The sequence below is a fragment of the uncultured Maribacter sp. genome, from assembly GCF_963975365.1.
Taxonomy (GTDB): domain Bacteria; phylum Bacteroidota; class Bacteroidia; order Flavobacteriales; family Flavobacteriaceae; genus Maribacter.
This window is the reverse complement of sequence record NZ_CAXBGF010000006.1, coordinates 1-15,614: the sequence shown is the minus strand read 5'-3', so window position 1 is coordinate 15,614 and position 15,614 is coordinate 1. Positions and strand designations below refer to the sequence as shown.

General features: G+C 33.7%; 17 protein-coding genes. 5 read left to right on the top strand and 12 right to left on the bottom strand.

The genetic code is table 11. From position 1 onward, the window contains the following. Nucleotides 1–2 precede the first annotated feature (2 nt). Nucleotides 3–347 (bottom strand): 30S ribosomal protein S6, encoded by a 345-nt coding sequence (gene rpsF, locus AACZ49_RS08685; protein ID WP_079513901.1) that lies wholly within the window; start codon nt 345–347, stop codon nt 3–5. A 229-nt stretch (nt 348–576) separates the two neighbouring features. On the opposite strand from rpsF, the gene AACZ49_RS08680 reads away from it, so the two are divergent. Next, the gene (locus AACZ49_RS08680; RefSeq protein WP_027067302.1) at nt 577–1,269 is read left to right on the top strand and encodes a LytTR family DNA-binding domain-containing protein; all 693 of its coding nucleotides are present in this window, start codon (nt 577–579) and stop codon (nt 1,267–1,269) included. A 53-nt stretch (nt 1,270–1,322) separates the two neighbouring features. On the opposite strand, the gene priA is transcribed toward AACZ49_RS08680, so the two are convergent. The 4 genes from priA to nadC are packed head-to-tail and all read right to left on the bottom strand — an operon-like array spanning nt 1,323 to nt 6,045. Continuing rightward, on the bottom strand, nt 1,323–3,779 hold the full coding sequence (priA, locus tag AACZ49_RS08675) for a primosomal protein N' (RefSeq protein ID WP_339653552.1): 2,457 nt from the start codon (nt 3,777–3,779) through the stop codon (nt 1,323–1,325). A gap of 2 nt (nt 3,780–3,781) precedes the next feature. Further along, nucleotides 3,782–4,222 carry a DUF2147 domain-containing protein gene (locus AACZ49_RS08670; RefSeq protein WP_339653550.1) on the bottom strand — a complete coding sequence of 147 codons (441 nt, stop codon included), beginning with the start codon at nt 4,220–4,222 and terminating at the stop codon, nt 3,782–3,784. Further along, complete coding sequence (locus tag AACZ49_RS08665; protein WP_339653547.1) at nt 4,219–5,187, bottom strand: YihY/virulence factor BrkB family protein; 969 nt, start codon at nt 5,185–5,187, stop codon at nt 4,219–4,221. Before AACZ49_RS08665 ends, AACZ49_RS08670 begins: the two co-directional genes overlap by 4 nt. After that, nucleotides 5,188–6,045, bottom strand: a complete 858-nt coding sequence (gene nadC / locus AACZ49_RS08660) for a carboxylating nicotinate-nucleotide diphosphorylase (protein ID WP_339653545.1) — start codon at nt 6,043–6,045, stop codon at nt 5,188–5,190. A gap of 66 nt (nt 6,046–6,111) precedes the next feature. On the opposite strand from nadC, the gene rlmH reads away from it, so the two are divergent. Then, nucleotides 6,112–6,585 carry a 23S rRNA (pseudouridine(1915)-N(3))-methyltransferase RlmH gene (gene rlmH, locus AACZ49_RS08655; protein WP_339653543.1) on the top strand — a complete coding sequence of 158 codons (474 nt, stop codon included), beginning with the start codon at nt 6,112–6,114 and terminating at the stop codon, nt 6,583–6,585. A gap of 31 nt (nt 6,586–6,616) precedes the next feature. On the opposite strand, the gene AACZ49_RS08650 is transcribed toward rlmH, so the two are convergent. The 7 genes from AACZ49_RS08650 to AACZ49_RS08620 all read right to left on the bottom strand — a co-directional run bounded on the left by AACZ49_RS08650 (nt 6,617) and on the right by AACZ49_RS08620 (nt 12,294). Then, nucleotides 6,617–6,976, bottom strand: a complete 360-nt coding sequence (locus AACZ49_RS08650) for a hypothetical protein (protein WP_339653540.1) — start codon at nt 6,974–6,976, stop codon at nt 6,617–6,619. A 53-nt stretch (nt 6,977–7,029) separates the two neighbouring features. Further along, the gene (locus AACZ49_RS08645) at nt 7,030–7,416 is read right to left on the bottom strand and encodes a type IV pili methyl-accepting chemotaxis transducer N-terminal domain-containing protein (protein ID WP_339653538.1); all 387 of its coding nucleotides are present in this window, start codon (nt 7,414–7,416) and stop codon (nt 7,030–7,032) included. Between the two features lie 188 nt (nt 7,417–7,604). After that, nucleotides 7,605–9,497 (bottom strand): phosphoglycerate dehydrogenase, encoded by a 1,893-nt coding sequence (gene serA / locus AACZ49_RS08640; RefSeq protein WP_339653536.1) that lies wholly within the window; start codon nt 9,495–9,497, stop codon nt 7,605–7,607. A gap of 141 nt (nt 9,498–9,638) precedes the next feature. Continuing rightward, nucleotides 9,639–10,289, bottom strand: coding sequence for an alpha/beta fold hydrolase (locus tag AACZ49_RS08635; protein WP_339653534.1), 651 nt, complete (start codon nt 10,287–10,289; stop codon nt 9,639–9,641). A 150-nt stretch (nt 10,290–10,439) separates the two neighbouring features. Beyond that, on the bottom strand, nt 10,440–11,135 hold the full coding sequence (locus AACZ49_RS08630; RefSeq protein WP_339653531.1) for a DUF3307 domain-containing protein: 696 nt from the start codon (nt 11,133–11,135) through the stop codon (nt 10,440–10,442). Between the two features lies 1 nt (nt 11,136). Next, nucleotides 11,137–11,742, bottom strand: coding sequence for a SatD family protein (locus AACZ49_RS08625; protein ID WP_339653528.1), 606 nt, complete (start codon nt 11,740–11,742; stop codon nt 11,137–11,139). 99 nt (nt 11,743–11,841) lie between these two features. Further along, nucleotides 11,842–12,294: an isoprenylcysteine carboxylmethyltransferase family protein gene (locus AACZ49_RS08620; RefSeq protein ID WP_339653525.1), complete on the bottom strand. Its 453-nt coding sequence runs from the start codon at nt 12,292–12,294 to the stop codon at nt 11,842–11,844. Between the two features lie 60 nt (nt 12,295–12,354). On the opposite strand from AACZ49_RS08620, the gene AACZ49_RS08615 reads away from it, so the two are divergent. The 3 genes from AACZ49_RS08615 (at nt 12,355) to AACZ49_RS08605 (ending at nt 15,571) form a co-directional block, all read left to right on the top strand. Beyond that, nucleotides 12,355–12,942 carry a non-canonical purine NTP diphosphatase gene (locus tag AACZ49_RS08615; RefSeq protein WP_339653522.1) on the top strand — a complete coding sequence of 196 codons (588 nt, stop codon included), beginning with the start codon at nt 12,355–12,357 and terminating at the stop codon, nt 12,940–12,942. Continuing rightward, nucleotides 12,929–13,573 carry a DUF4337 domain-containing protein gene (locus AACZ49_RS08610; protein WP_339653519.1) on the top strand — a complete coding sequence of 215 codons (645 nt, stop codon included), beginning with the start codon at nt 12,929–12,931 and terminating at the stop codon, nt 13,571–13,573. The genes AACZ49_RS08615 and AACZ49_RS08610 overlap by 14 nt, the downstream gene beginning before the upstream one ends. 159 nt (nt 13,574–13,732) lie before the next feature. Then, nucleotides 13,733–15,571, top strand: a complete 1,839-nt coding sequence (locus AACZ49_RS08605) for a DEAD/DEAH box helicase (RefSeq protein WP_339653516.1) — start codon at nt 13,733–13,735, stop codon at nt 15,569–15,571. Nucleotides 15,572–15,614: the final 43 nt, after the last annotated feature.

Here is a 15,614-nt window from a genome sequence, read left to right as displayed (position 1 = left end):
ACTTAAGCTTTAGCGGTTTTTTTGTTTCTTGTTCTTCTTCTTTCTGCCCATGAGATAGCGTGCTTGTCCAATTTAACGGTCAAGAAACGCATTACACGTTCATCTCTTCTAAACTCCTGTTCGTAAGGTGTAACTACCTCACCAGTGTTAGTGAATTCAAACAAGTGGTAAAATCCACTTTTCTTGTTTTGGATTGGGTAGGCTAATTTCTTTAGCCCCCAATTCTCTTTAGCTACCATTTTGGCGCCATTGTTAATTAAGAAATCCTCGAATTTCTTAACTGTTTCCTCTATCTGTACATCTGATAGAACGGGATTCAAAATGAAAACAGTTTCGTAATGGTTCATATTATATTTGTTTTAAGGAGTGCAAAAATAGATATTATTTTAAAATAATTATAAGAAATAAGAAAATTCTTCGTTATTGAATGGTAACAACATTAAAAAACAAACCAAATCTTAATCATATCATCATTACCAAATACACGATCAACAATGCAATGTTCACATCTTTTGTTGCAGTTCAGCATATTTTTTCGGTCATTTGTCGATGATTTAACCCCACAAATCAGCCCTTATGAAGTTAAGAAGTATCATCGTTGACGATTCATCCATGCAAAGGATGGCCGTTGCAAAGTTGGTAAACAATCATCCTAATTTAACAATGGTAGCAGAATACAGTAATGCTATCGAAGCTAAAAATGGAATCAAGAACCATGAGATTGATCTTATATTTCTTGATGTTGAAATGCCAATTATCACAGGATTCGACCTACTCGAGTCACTAGAAAACAGTCCCCAGGTAATTTTGATTACTGGGAAACCAGATTATGCACTAAAAGCATTTGACTATGATGTAACGGATTATTTACATAAACCGATTACCATGGCGCGTTTTGATGCTTCTGTTAAAAGAGCTGTTGCCAATTACGAACAATTACACCGAGTAAATGAAGATGAGGAGCATATTTTCGTAAAGAGTAACCTTAAGAAAAGAAAGGTTATTTTGAATGACATTAAGTGGATTGAAGCACTTGGAGACTATATAAAATTAGTAACCGATGAAGCTAATATCGTAATCTTATCAACAATGAAATCTTTTGAAAAGCAATTGCCAGAAGATAAGTTTTTAAGAATACACAAATCTTACATTATTAACCTTGAGAAGGTTGAGAAATTCAACAGTAAAAATGTTGAAGTAAGTGGTAGATCGATACCATTAAGTAGAAATAAAAAGACAGAACTCGCAGAAGCGCTTAGTAACGTATAATATATGATATAATTTTACTTTCAAAAAAGACCGCTAATTAGCGGTCTTTTTTATTATATATGGTCTACATTATAAATCACCCTAACACTTCTATACATGGCAACCGCTTTAAATGATTTCTCTATACGCCTAATATTGGCTTTAGTTTGAGCCAAAGATTGAACTTTTTGAACTTTAACCACAATATGCTTCAAATATTGATTTCTAATTCGAGCTACCGGTGGATATTCCGGTCCTAATACGGTACCACCGAAATTAGAACGTAATGCACCTGCAAACCAATCTGCCGATTCATTTAGAACATTATAATTTTTATGCTTGAAAGTAACTTTAATAATTCTGTTTATAGGAGGATACTTAAATTGCTCCCGTTCATAAAGCTGTTCTGTATACATACCTTCATAATCACTTGTAGTAACCTGTTTTAAAATTTGATGATATGGATTATAGGTCTGAATTATTACCCTACCTCTCTTTTGGGTTCGCCCTGCCCTACCCGAAACTTGGGTCAATAATTGATAGGTTCTTTCATGTGCGCGATAGTCGGGAAAATTCAATAAAGAATCTGCGTTCATTACACCTACTAAATTTACATTTCTAAAGTCTAGACCTTTCGTAAGCATTTGAGTTCCAACCAAGATATCCAGTTCTTGTTGTTCAAAAGCTGAAATTATCTTTTCATATCCATGTTTACCTCGAGTAGTGTCCAAATCCATTCGGCCTACTTTTGCTTCTGGAAACAACCCTAAAACTTCTTTTTCAATTTGTTCGGTTCCAAATCCTTTTGTATCTAAATCTTGGCTACCACAGGCAAAACAACTTTCAGGCAACGCAGTATGATGACCACAATAATGACAACGTAATTGATTTCGAAATTGATGGTAGGTAAGACTTACATCACAATTAGGACATTGAGGTGTATGCCCACAGGTTAGACACTCTAATAAAGGTGCAAACCCTCTTCTATTCTGAAACAGTATTATTTGATTACCTTCTTTAAGCGTTTCTTGCATTTCCAATAAAAGTCTTTCAGAAAAATGCCCTTTCATCCTTTTTTTGCGCGTAGCCTCTTTAATATCCACCAACTCCATCTCTGGCATCAATACATTACCATAACGCCTATTAATTTCCGTATAACCGTATTTACCGGTTTTAGCATTATAATACGTCTCAACACTTGGTGTTGCTGTGCCTAATAATACATTAGCCTTATGTAAATTACCCAAAACAATAACAGTATCTCTTGCATGATATCTAGGTGCTGGGTCAAATTGCTTGAACGAGCTTTCGTGTTCCTCATCTACGATTACTAAACCTAATTTACCAAAGGGTAAGTACATTGCTGATCGTGCTCCAATAACCAACTGTGCCTTTGGTTTAGCTTGCAATACATTTTGCCAAACCTCTACACGTTCTTGAACATTATATTTAGAATGATAAACTGCTATTTTATCGCCAAAATATTCTTGCAACCGACTTATTAATTGCGTGGTCAATGCAATTTCAGGAAGTAAATAGAGTGCTTGTAAATCCTTTTCCAAACATTCTTCAATCAACTTTACATACACTTCGGTCTTTCCAGACGAAGTAACTCCTTTTAAAAGTGTTACTTTCTTTTCTTTAAAAGCAGCTTTTATATCCATCAAAGCAGACGCCTGATATTCATTTAAATCTCTAGTTTCAGAGTCATCAGAATTCCCGTCATAATTGACGCGGTCAGTTTTAAGGAAATACTCTTCTAAAACTCCTTTATCCACCAATGACTTTATTACGACTTTAGATGCATTACTCGCCTTCTCTAAATCTGAAATTTTTATAGGATTTTTATTTCTACCCTGAAGTTGAAAAAGTGAAAGCACCACCTGACTTTGCTTAGGAGCCCTTGTCAATGAATTTAAAAGTATTTCTAATTTATCATCTGTACCGTATTCTACTCCTAACTTTACATATCCCACTAATTTTGGCTTATACTGTTCATAAACCTCTTCTTTGAGTATTATGATTTTTTTCTCCAATAATCTTTGAAGAATAGGTAGAACATTTTTACGTTCTATAATTGCAGATACCTCTTGAACTTTAAGTATTGACTGATGCTGTAGCGCTTCATACACTAAAAACTCATCATCTAAAAGCTCATTTTCATCAACCTCGCATTCCATATTACGTAAAACCAATGTTTCACTCTCTAGTAAAAAAGCACTTGGTAATGCACTACGCACTACTTCACCTAATGTACACATATAATAAGAAGCTATCCATTCCCAGTGTTTGAGTTGTATTGGATTTATAATCGGATAATCATCTAACAGCTGATGTATTTCTTTTGCTTCATAGGCCTCAGGAGGTTTTTGATGAACACTATGAACAATACCGGTATATATTTTTGATTTACCAAAAGGTACGGCAACACGCATACCAGGCTGTAAGAGTGTTGATTCCTCTTCTGTTATGGTGTAAGTAAAGCTTCGCTCTAGAGGAATTGGTAATATTACATTAATAAAATTTTTCATAACTATCCTTCCACCCGCAACCAAGTCTGGGTTCTGAAGATGAATGCTAAATATCCTCTTACTTTTAATTCATTGTGATTATCTGGATTCAACCATATTTTGAATCTAAACGTCATCGCTTGTTGTGGGTCAAACAATCTTTTCCCTTTCCATTCACCATCTTCATATTTTTCACCTGCAGTAATTATCTCCATGCCCTCAACAGGCTTATCCTTTAATTCTCCATCACATTTTACACAGGTTACACCTTCCATTCCTTCTTCTAGAATTTTAATCACCTTACCATACATTAATCCATCTTTCTTATAAATCTCAATTACGCCTTTAGGCAAACCAGTTCTATCATCAATGGTTTTCCATTTTCCAAAAACAGATTGTGCTGAAACATTCATAGCTATTAGAAGGAAAAATAGAATACTTAATTGAACAGTTTGATTTATCATTCTTTTTTAGTGATTTTCCTTAAGGTATTCAAGGATGCGTTTAACTCGAACCCAAGTAGCAATATATTAGAATTTAACCAGATGTAAACCATTAATATCAATAATCCTCCAAGAGCCCCATATAATTCATTATACCGAGCAAATTTTTCAATATAGATTCCAAAAAGATAAGATGTAAGCAAAAATAAAATAGTGGTCATCAATGCCCCTATAGAAAAGAAACTGGCTTGCTTTCCTTCCCTTGTTCCTGAATAATACAAAATTGCGGTCGTAAAGTAAGAAAGAATTATGAAAAAAAGAACTTTGGCAATCTGAACTCCTACCAATTCTTCTTCTTCCAACACATATCCGCCCTGTCTGGCTGCAAACTCCGAAAGATAACCTAGAACATAAAACTCAAAATATATAAAAGCTACAAAACCTAAAATTATCAATATTGCCAAAATAAGACCTACCATTAAGGCGTATAAATATTGCTTAAAAAAATTACGAGTCAATTCAATATGATATGACGTCTCAAACCCCCCAAAAATAGAATGTACGCCATTTGCTATTAAAAAAATGGAAAGTATAAAGGCCGATGAAAGTAATCCCCCACTTTTTTGGTCTTTTATTTGCTGAAATACTTCACCAAAATATTCACCAGTTGCACTAGGTAAAAAAGATTCTAAGAACAATTGAAACTGAACATCAAAATCACCATGCTCAATACTTATATATGATACTAAAAAAGGTACCAACGTAACCATGAATATTAATAACGGAAATAAGGCCATGAATAAACTAAATGCTATAGCACTGGCTCGTGTAGACAATGTTCCTCTTAAAATACCAAACGCATACATCTCTAATAGGTCATATACCGAAAGCCCTTCAAAACCAGGTAATCTGACTTTTTTCAAAAGCCTGACACCCAAATTTATTATAGGAATCTTATCTAGTTTTTCCTCTACCTCTAAAGACATCTAAACCGCTTTTAAACTTAAATCCATATTGTAGACCGAATGGGTCAATGCACCTGAAGAAATATAATCAACTCCGCATTCCGCATATTCTCGAATAGTTTTCTCATTAATTCCACCAGAAGATTCTGTCAAACAAGTATCGCCTATTAATTTTACAGCTTTTCGTGTATCCTCATAATTAAAGTTATCTATTAATATTCGATACACACCAGCAGATTCCAATATTTCCTTTATTTCATCTAAACTTCTAGCCTCAACAATTATTTTTAAGTCTCTTCCCGTTTCCTTTAAATAGTTCTTGGTCTTATTAATTGCCTTTGTAATACCACCAGCAAAATCTATATGATTATCCTTTAGCATTATCATATCATAAAGTGCAAACCTATGATTTTCACCTCCACCGATTTTCACCGCCCATTTTTCAAGGGCTCGTATACCTGGTGTTGTTTTTCGTGTATCTAAAATTTTGGTTCCGGTACCTTCTAATAACTCAACGAACATATTGGTTTTTGTAGCAATAGCACTCATTCGTTGCATGGCATTCAGTACCAAACGTTCAGCTTTCAAAATACTTTGAGAGCTACCTTCCACATAAAAAACAATATCTCCATGGTTTACAGGTGAACCATCTTTTATTCGAACATCTATTTTTAAATTAGGATCAACAAAATAAAATACTAATTCTGCAAAATCGACCCCAGCAATTATTCCTTTATCTTTTACCAATAGTTTCGCTTTACCTACAGCTGTTTCTGGTATACAAGCTAAGGAACTGTGGTCACCATCGCCTACATCTTCACGAATTGCATTTGCTATGATCAAGGTAATCTCTTCCTTAAATTGCTCTTCTGATATCATAATTTTTTAAAATCTATTGTTTGCTAAATTACAAAGACATTTGTGAAATTAATTTACTTTTGAATTATGACTATAAAACTTTTAGCCATTGGCAAAACAGACAGTTCTCAACTGCAAGAACTCATTGAAGTTTATCAAAAAAGATTACAACATTATATCAATTTTGAAATTGAACTAATACCTGATTTAAAGAAAACTAAAAACTTATCCGAAGAACAACAAAAAGAAAAAGAAGGCCAATTAATTCTCAAAAAATTGGCTCCCACCGATGTTTTAATTCTTTTTGATGAAAAAGGAAAACATTTGACTTCAATTGAATTTTCGCAATACCTACAGAAGAAAATGAATTCTGGAATAAAACAAGTGGTCTTCTTAATTGGGGGGCCTTATGGTTTCAGCAATGATGTTTATGCTAAAGCATTGGGGAAAATAAGTCTTTCAAAAATGACATTTTCCCACCAAATGGTACGTTTATTTATAACCGAACAACTTTATAGAGCATTTACCATACTAAAGAATGAACCCTATCATCATAATTAGATATACCAATTAAAATAGGTTCCTTTTAATTCTACTGTTCCTTTTCTAAAGATTTAACCATGTTGTTTGAAACATCTTCTAAATCTTTAAGCTCTTCCATTAAAAATGCTATCATCTCTTCTTTATATTCAACATTTTTCTCTATTTCTATGACTCGATGAAAGTTTTTTATATTAGTCATATGCGATTTAAAAGCGCGGGTTTGATGCCATGAAATCTCTTTTAGCTTTTTATTCTGAACAGCAATTTTCTTTGTGGAAGGATTTATGAAAAAGAATATTTCAATAATAAGTATTAGTAAAGAAAATACCGCAAGTTCTAATTCGATATTCATTAAGGCTTTGATTTCTTTCTCGGATGCTTTTTGAAACTGAGTCACAATTTTATCCATTATCAATAAAAATTGATCCACCTCGGCCGATAATTCTTCTATAGAAACCTTTTCTAACTCCTTAAAGTTTTTAGAATATAATTTAAATGAGGCTGTAATTTATCAAAATTATTTTGAATATCTACATTGGTCAAAGGCTCTAAATCCATGGTAGCGCTACCTTTTTGCAATGCTTCATTTATGAAAGATAACTCATTGATTTCCAATCTAATATTGTCATAATCACAAATAGAATATCTGCATTGGTATATATTTTTAACTATCATTTGAGATAACATTCGTTGTCTACCTGCAACATTAATTCTTAATGCATCGTGTCTTTGTTGCGCTAAGGAAAACTGAATTATAGACTGTATCGTAATAGTTAATACAATTACAGTAAAAACTAGCAAATAATATTTATTAAAAAGAATATTCTGTTTTAACCAATTAAAAAACATTTTAAACTTCATTAAAGAGATTTCCTACAAAAAGTGAAAATACAATAATACATTGCAGTTTTTAGACAAAAGTTGTAATTAAAGTATTTAACAGGGTAAATTAACTAAATAGAGTTGTCTAATTATAAATTCATTAGACAACTCTTATTTAACAGAATAATATAAATATTGAAAAGAAATCCTTTCCTCTAATACAAAACTCTAAACTTAATTGTATTCTCTACCTTTTTCAGTGCTTTTAAAACTTCTTTATTATACTCTTTATCTAAGTCTGTTATCACATAACCTACTTCATTATCTGTAGAAAGATATTGACTAGAAATATTCAGTTCATATTCTGCCAAAACCTTATTGATTTTAGCCATAATGCCTGGTACGTTTTTATGAATGTGAAGAAAACGGTGCGATTTGTTTTGCTTAGGCAAACGAATGTTTGGGAAATTAACGGCATCGACCGTATTACCAGAGTTTATATAATCCATTATCTTATTCGGCACAAAATCTGCAATATCGCGTTGTGCTTCTTCTGTACTACCACCTACGTGCGGAGTCAAAATCACATTAGCGAACCCTTGTAATTTGGTATGAAACTCTCCATTACTAGCAGGCTCATCTGGATAAACATCTACTGCTGCGCCACCAATATGTCCACTTTTTAAACCTTCGGCCAGTGCATCAATATCTACCACAAAACCTCTTGAAAGGTTAATTAGCATTGCACCCTTTTTCATTTGCTTTATTTCGCGCTCACCGATAAAGTTTTTATTAGCCTTATTGTCATCGATATGTAAGGTAACAACATCTGAAACGCTCAATAAATCTTCTAGTGTACCACATTTTACGGCATTACCTAATGCCAATTTATCATCAACATCATAATAGTAAACACGCATACCCATAGCTTCAGCCAATACAGATAATTGCTTACCTATGTTGCCATAACCAACTATTCCTAAATTTTTACCACGTACCTCTCGAGATCCAGCAGCTGTTTTTTGCCATTGTCCCTCATGAATCTCACGACTACGGTCAAATACACTGCGCATTAGCATAATAATTTCACCTATCGCCAATTCCACAACAGATCTTGTATTACTGTAAGGAGCGTTAAATACTACGACACCTTTTTTCTTTGCATTCTCCAAATCGATCTGGGTAGTTCCAATGCAGAAAGCACCTACTACCAAAAGTTTGTCGGCAGCATCTAAAACTTTTTGTGTTACTTGCGTTTTTGAACGTATACCTAAAACGTGTACGCCTTTTATTTTTTCAATTAGCTCATCTTCAGATAAGCTATTCTTTATTAATTCAACGGAAAATCCATCTTCAGAAAGATTTTCAAATGCAGCTGTGTGCACGTTTTCTAATAGTAGGACCTTAATCCTATTCTTTGGGTACGAGATATTTCTTGGCAACTTGTTCACAAATAAAAATTCATCTAAACTTGGTGTAACATAATCCGCTTTATTAGCGGCCTTTTCTCTATGCACATTTTCAGTATAAGCAAAAAACTTATGGGCTATACCTGCTTCGCGCATTACATAATCGCTGTAACCATCTCCTATTACTTGAACTTCTCCGTCCAAATCCATTTGCCTAAGACAATCAATTTTTCCATTGTGCTGAGATAGTACATTTTTTTCATCGAAACCGATGATACTTCCTTCTTCGTCGAATTTAAATGTATTTGCATACACACGTTCAGAAGGTATATTGTATTCTTTAACTATTGGATCAATAAACTCTTTAAATCCGCAGGATATTACATATATATCATCTGCATATTTTTGAAAGAAATCTTTATTCGATTCTATTGATTTAGAAATTTTGTTTCGAAGTTCTTTTACCAGGCCGTCTAAGTCTTCTTTTTTTGCATTCAAAAGTTTTATACGACGCTCTAATGACTCGGTAAATGAAATATCACCATCTATTCCAAGATTCGTAATCTTTTGAATCTCTTTTATTACATCATCTTTGTCAGACCTTCCTTCTAAGGTCATTTCCGCAAGTACATCTAGAGCTTCCACCCTTGTTAACGTACTATCAAAATCAAAAACGTATTTCCTACTCACTTCGACCATTTCTACCTTTTGTTTTATTTAGTATTCTTGCGATTAAAATAAGAGGCAAAAGTAAAAATTTAATTTATCCTGATAAATGTTATCTCGTAAATAAAACAAAAATGATTGGTTATGATGTAAATTAATCAAATGCTTCGGGAATTAGTGTAAAAATCGAAGTACCGTGTCTGAAAAATCTGCTGTTTTATATGTACCATTATGATCTCCTGACACTCTTACCAATTTTCCATTCAAAAACGCATTACTCAACTCTTTGGCATTTCCATTATCAGAATCTTCATCTCCACAAATTACTATAACGTCTATCTTAATTTTTCTTAATTCCTTTTTTGATGTTACAGGTTGATATTTTTGCTGTAAATGCAGCGAACGTAAATCGGCCTCAATAGAAGTTGCATAGTCTACGGCACCTTTGGTTATTTCATTAACTTCGCCATTAAAGGCTTTGGCGAACATAATTCTCCTTTCCCAATTCGGATTCGTAAAATCTATTCCCATACCCCCTAAAACCGATTTTTCTATTCGCTTATCAGTAGTCAGTAGTTTTGCCAAAACAATACTACCTCTAGAATACCCTACAGCGTTATAACTTTGAACATTTAAATGGTTCATTAATAATTTTAAATCTTTAACTTCTGCATCATTTTCATATGCTTCTTCATCTTGGGGTTTATCTGAATCCCCGTTACCCCGTAAATCTGGCACAATCACCCTATATCCCTTATCAAGTAAATCTTCTTTCAATCGTGCGTTATCCCATGATTTTCTTGAATTTATGAAACCGTGAATCAATAAGACCGGTTCACCTTCTCCCTCATCCGTATAAACAATATTTACACCATCGAAAGTCTTAAAATTTTTATGTTGTGAAAAAGAAGCATTAGTAAAGCATAATAGAAAAATGATGAATAAAATATGCTTTTTTTTTCATAGATGAATTCATTAAGATATATATAACAGTCCGGCCAAAATTGCTAAACCGAAACTGACTAACGTACCTATTAGAATATATTCAGTAAGCTTTCTATTATTTCGTTCTTTCAAGTCATTAAACCTAAAAACCGATTTTGCAGCTATCAATAGACCAATTACTTCCCATCTACCAATTACTATAAAGATGAGCACGAACAACCTTTCTATTATACCAATATATTTACCTGCATTTGGTAATGATTTATGATCTGTTTCTATCTGATTAGACATACCCTCGAGTATTTTTCCCATAATAATTGCCGATGGATACGTTACAAAAACAATTGCAGTGACCAATGCCCAATCTAAATTTTGAAAGAGTGTTAGTGTATGTACATGTAAATTAGAATAAAAAACACAGCAATAGATAAGTGTAATATGTAGGCCTTGGTCAATAAAAAATGGAATGCTTTTATTTTTGAAAAATGAATTGGTATACAGTTTTAATAGGTCGACAAAGAAATGACCAATGGTAATTGCTATTGCCATTTTCCATAAGGACAAATCCCATAAAAAAAGCATATACAGTGCAAAATGAAGCAGAATATGTAAGTATAAATATTTTGAAGTTATCTTATTCGATTCTTTATGAATTACCCATTTTGTTGGTTGCATAATAAAATCACCTATTAAATGGCCTAAAATTAATTTTATGTATATCAACATTTTACTTATCTGTAATTACTTCTTCATAATATGACAATACATCTAAAACAAGGTCCAATCTAGCTCTTTTTAATCGTTGACTCACAGCAGACTGTTTAATTCCTAATTCTTGAGCAATTTCTTTTTGCGAATATTCAGGATAATCCAATACCAACGTTACAATCTCTGCAGATACCACACTCCAATCATCCATAAAATCTAATGCCAATTTCAACATCAAATTTAGAGTTCGGTCTTTCTGCTCTACCCCTGTAGCAATACTAATATTTACTTTACTTTCTTTTAAAGATTCAAAATTTCGCCCTGAGCGTTGGTATGCTGGCCCATTAGATTCAGTAATACCTGTACCAATATAGGTCTCTAACCCTATACCTATAGCCATTCTTACGTCCAATCCTTTTACAGCTTTCAACATAGCCTTAATACGGATTGCTGTAAATAAAGCATTTTTCTCTGTGACCTTTAATTGAAATTCATCACCTCGATAAATTTCCCAATTCATTGGCGAAGCACCAAACTGATTAAAGTATCCTTTCAATAAATCTATCCATTGAGAACTTGGATGATCTTCAGAATTTATAATATCTCCGGTAATTATTGCTATCATGATTATTAATTAAAAAACTAATATATCGAATTATAAGCTAATTACATAATATTTTAAAATATTGGCTTTAGTGTTAATATATAGATTTAATTAAAAACTCTAAAACCAGCGTCTAGTCAACGTACAATACTCCTTGTAGGTACGACCAAATTTATTTAAGAGAACACGCTCTTCGGGTATTATCTGAAAACGATTCATATAACCCACATATGCGGCGGCTATTAAGGCATTAAAGGCATTTCCTAAAACCACACCCAATGCCAATAAAGCAAGAAGCATAGCCAAATACATTGGATTGCGAGAAAATTTAAATATTCCATTTACTACCAAATTAGAAGTTTTATTAGGTTTGGTTGGATCTGCAGTAGTCTTTGCTTTATAAAATTGAAACAGAGATACAATGCCAACTAAGAACGCAAAAACCAATAAAGTTTTAAAAAGGAATAAACGACCAAAAAAATCAAAAAACCCAAAAGGTAAAAATGTGGCCAAAATATACATAGCCAATCCGAAGAGTAAAAACACCAAAGCTGGCGGTAATTTTAATTCCATTTTATAAAATTACTACTTTTGAGATTCAAAAGTCAATAAACCAGTTCCCAAATTAAGAAAATGAAGCTTGTATTCGCAACTCACAATGCTAATAAATTAAAAGAAATTCAACAACTACTGCCTGCTAGCATTGAATTGGTAAGCTTAGACGCTATAGGATACACAGAGGATATACCTGAGACAGCAAATACTTTAAAAGGCAATGCAAAGATAAAAGCTGATTTTGTCACCAAAAACTATAACCTACCCTGTTTTGCTGATGATACCGGCCTACTAGTAAAATCGCTTAACGGTGAACCCGGCGTATATTCTGCACGTTATGCTGGCAGCCAAAACGATTCACAGGCCAATATGTCAAAATTATTGAAGAACCTAGAAAACAAACAAGATAGATCAGCACATTTCAAGACCGTTATTGCTTTAAATATAAAAGGAGAAACACATATATTTGAAGGTAAAGTAAGCGGGGTTATCACAATCAGCCAAAAAGGTAAACGTGGTTTTGGTTATGACCCTATATTCAAACCAAATGGTTATGAAGAAACATTTGCTGAATTACCATTAACTGTAAAAAATAGAATAAGCCATCGTGGCCAAGCAGTTCAGAAATTGATTGCATATTTAAATAATATTAATGTTACAGAATAAAAATAATAGAGAAACCGTTGAAGTTTCTGTCGCATCGGAAAGAGCTGAAGCTGTTGGAGGTGTATTAATTGCATTATTTGCTGCACTCATGGCTATATCACAAATGGTTAATGGTGAGCTAGAGGAAGAAATGATGATTGCACACAACAATGTAGTAAGTTACTCCAGTTGGTACCAATCTAAAAGCATTAAAGAAAGCTTAAAAGAAAGCGAACTTGATTATTTGAGCGCACTAATTCAAAGCGGTATTGTTACCGAAGACAACATTCAAGTAATTAAGCAAAAAATTGCTGATGTAGAGGAAAAGATAATTAAATATAGAGCAGAAAAAACAGAGATTCTACTAGGTTCTACTAAAGTTGGTAAAGAAAACTGGGTACAAGACATAGAAGGCAAAATGGGAATAATTACAGGTGTCAAAGAATGGGAGCAATTGACCCAAACCTATGATTACGCTACCAAAAGGTTCGACTATGCTTTGCTTTTCTTTCAAATCTGTATAGTACTAGGTGCTGTTTGCATTATTATATATGATAACCACTTGTTACAGAAAGGCCTGATTATACTGATGATTATCTTTGGTATTACAGGAACCATTCTATCTATAAACGGCTACTTATTGGCCCCATAATATTACTTACCTTTTTATTATACCAGTCCAATTATTAGCAGTACCTTTGCAAATTAATTAACGCCGCTAGTATAGCATGTGTTGCCCTGAGTCTAAATAGGTTATATACGATAATCGCTCTATGCAACATTCATATTTGCGATTTAGTATAACATATTTATGACAAAGTTTGAAGCACTAGGACTCCAGAAGTCCTTATTAGATGCTGTTGCTGATTTGGGTTTTGAAACTCCTTCAGAAGTACAGGAAAAAGCAATCCCAATTTTATTGGAAAGTGAAACCGATTTAGTTGCCTTGGCGCAAACCGGAACTGGTAAAACTGCCGCATTCGGTTTTCCATTAATTCAAAAAATTGATAGTGATAGTAGAACCACACAAGGTTTAATACTATCACCGACCCGTGAGCTTTGCTTACAGATTACCAAAGAAATGCAAGCGTATTCAAAATACGAACGCAATATTAATGTGGTTGCCATATATGGTGGTGCTAGCATTACAGACCAAGCAAGGCAGATTAAAAAGGGTGCTCAAATTATTGTAGCTACGCCTGGTCGAATGAAAGACATGATCAGTAGACGTCTTGTAGACATTTCTAAGATAGATTACTGTGTACTTGATGAGGCAGATGAAATGCTGAACATGGGCTTCATGGAAGATATTAAAGATATACTTTCTGGCACCCCAAGTGATAAATCTACATGGTTGTTCTCTGCAACTATGCCCAAAGAGGTATCGATAATAGCTAAGAAATTTATGCACTCTCCACAAGAAATTACTGTGGGTGCAAAAAATTCTGGCGCATCAACAGTACAACATGAATATTATGTTGTTGGCGGTAGAGATCGTTATCCTGCTTTAAAAAGATTGGCAGATACCAACCCAGATATATTTTCTGTTATTTTCTGTAGAACTAAAAGGGATACCCAAAAAGTTGCCGAAAATTTAATTGAAGATGGTTACAACGCAGGGGCCTTACACGGCGATTTAAGTCAAAACCAACGTGATTTGGTGATGAATTCTTTTCGAAAAAGGCAGATTCAAATGCTTGTCGCAACTGATGTAGCTGCACGTGGTATTGATGTTGATGACATAACCCATGTAATAAATTATCAATTACCTGATGAAATTGAAACCTATACACACCGTAGCGGTAGAACCGGTAGAGCTGGTAAGTCAGGTATCTCAATGGTAATAATTACACGTAGCGAACAACGTAAGATTAAAGCTATTGAAAGCAAAATCAATCAGAAGTTTATCGCTAAACCAATTCCTACGGGGATGGAAATCTGTGAGATTCAATTATATCACTTGGCAAACAAAATCAAGGACACAAAAATCAATACTGATGTAGAGAATTATTTACCTGCAATCAATGATGTTCTTCAAGGAATTGACCGTGAAGAATTAATCAAAAAAATTGTATCGGTAGAATTTACAAGATTCTCTAACTATTACAACAAGTCAAAAGATTTAAATTCTTCCGATAGCGTTAAAGATAAAGATAGAGAAAGAAGTGATGGTAGAAGAGGTGGAGAAACCCCCACTAGCGGTGCGGTTCGTTATTTCATAAATGTTGGTGAAAAAGACGGTTATGATTGGATGTCTCTAAAAGATTTTATCAGAGATACAGTGGGTCTTGGCCAAGAAGATGTTTTTAAAGTTGATGTAAAAGAAAGTTTTTCTTTCTTTAATACGGAAGCTGAGTCAACACAGCAAATTCTTGACAAGTTTACAGAGTTTAAGGTTGATGGTCGATTTGTAAATGTAGAAGTTTCTAAAAACCCTGGCGGTAGCGGAGGCGGAGGTGGAAATCGCAGAAGCAGTGGCGGAGGTGGATTTAGAGGAAAAAGAAGTGGCAGAAGAGATGATGACCGTGGTGGTTATGGAAGAAAAGATAGCGATCGGGAATCTAAAGGTAGAAGCCGAGGTAGAAGTGAATCTAGCAGTCCTAACTCTGGAAAAAGACGTAGCACTAAAAGAAAGGGTGATTTCTTTTAGTTAATTGTATATTAAAAATACGCTTCGGCGTATTTTTTTTATT

Bases quoted from the DNA above. Each gene is read 5' to 3' on its own strand.
- rlmH (WP_339653543.1), top strand. From the start codon at position 6,112: ATGACTATAAAACTTTTAGCCATTGGCAAAACAGACAGTTCTCAACTG.
- AACZ49_RS08670 (WP_339653550.1), bottom strand. From the start codon at position 4,222: ATGATAAATCAAACTGTTCAATTAAGTATTCTATTTTTCCTTCTAATA.
- rpsF (WP_079513901.1), bottom strand. From the start codon at position 347: ATGAACCATTACGAAACTGTTTTCATTTTGAATCCCGTTCTATCAGAT.
- nadC (WP_339653545.1), bottom strand. From the start codon at position 6,045: ATGATATCAGAAGAGCAATTTAAGGAAGAGATTACCTTGATCATAGCA.
- AACZ49_RS08610 (WP_339653519.1), top strand. From the start codon at position 12,929: ATGTTACAGAATAAAAATAATAGAGAAACCGTTGAAGTTTCTGTCGCA.
- AACZ49_RS08645 (WP_339653538.1), bottom strand. From the start codon at position 7,416: ATGTTTTTTAATTGGTTAAAACAGAATATTCTTTTTAATAAATATTAT.
- AACZ49_RS08680 (WP_027067302.1), top strand. From the start codon at position 577: ATGAAGTTAAGAAGTATCATCGTTGACGATTCATCCATGCAAAGGATG.
- AACZ49_RS08625 (WP_339653528.1), bottom strand. From the start codon at position 11,742: ATGATAGCAATAATTACCGGAGATATTATAAATTCTGAAGATCATCCA.
- AACZ49_RS08605 (WP_339653516.1), top strand. From the start codon at position 13,733: ATGACAAAGTTTGAAGCACTAGGACTCCAGAAGTCCTTATTAGATGCT.
- AACZ49_RS08665 (WP_339653547.1), bottom strand. From the start codon at position 5,187: ATGTCTTTAGAGGTAGAGGAAAAACTAGATAAGATTCCTATAATAAAT.
- AACZ49_RS08650 (WP_339653540.1), bottom strand. From the start codon at position 6,976: ATGGATAAAATTGTGACTCAGTTTCAAAAAGCATCCGAGAAAGAAATC.
- AACZ49_RS08620 (WP_339653525.1), bottom strand. From the start codon at position 12,294: ATGGAATTAAAATTACCGCCAGCTTTGGTGTTTTTACTCTTCGGATTG.
- priA (WP_339653552.1), bottom strand. From the start codon at position 3,779: ATGAAAAATTTTATTAATGTAATATTACCAATTCCTCTAGAGCGAAGC.
- AACZ49_RS08615 (WP_339653522.1), top strand. From the start codon at position 12,355: ATGAAGCTTGTATTCGCAACTCACAATGCTAATAAATTAAAAGAAATT.
- serA (WP_339653536.1), bottom strand. From the start codon at position 9,497: ATGGTCGAAGTGAGTAGGAAATACGTTTTTGATTTTGATAGTACGTTA.
- AACZ49_RS08630 (WP_339653531.1), bottom strand. From the start codon at position 11,135: ATGTTGATATACATAAAATTAATTTTAGGCCATTTAATAGGTGATTTT.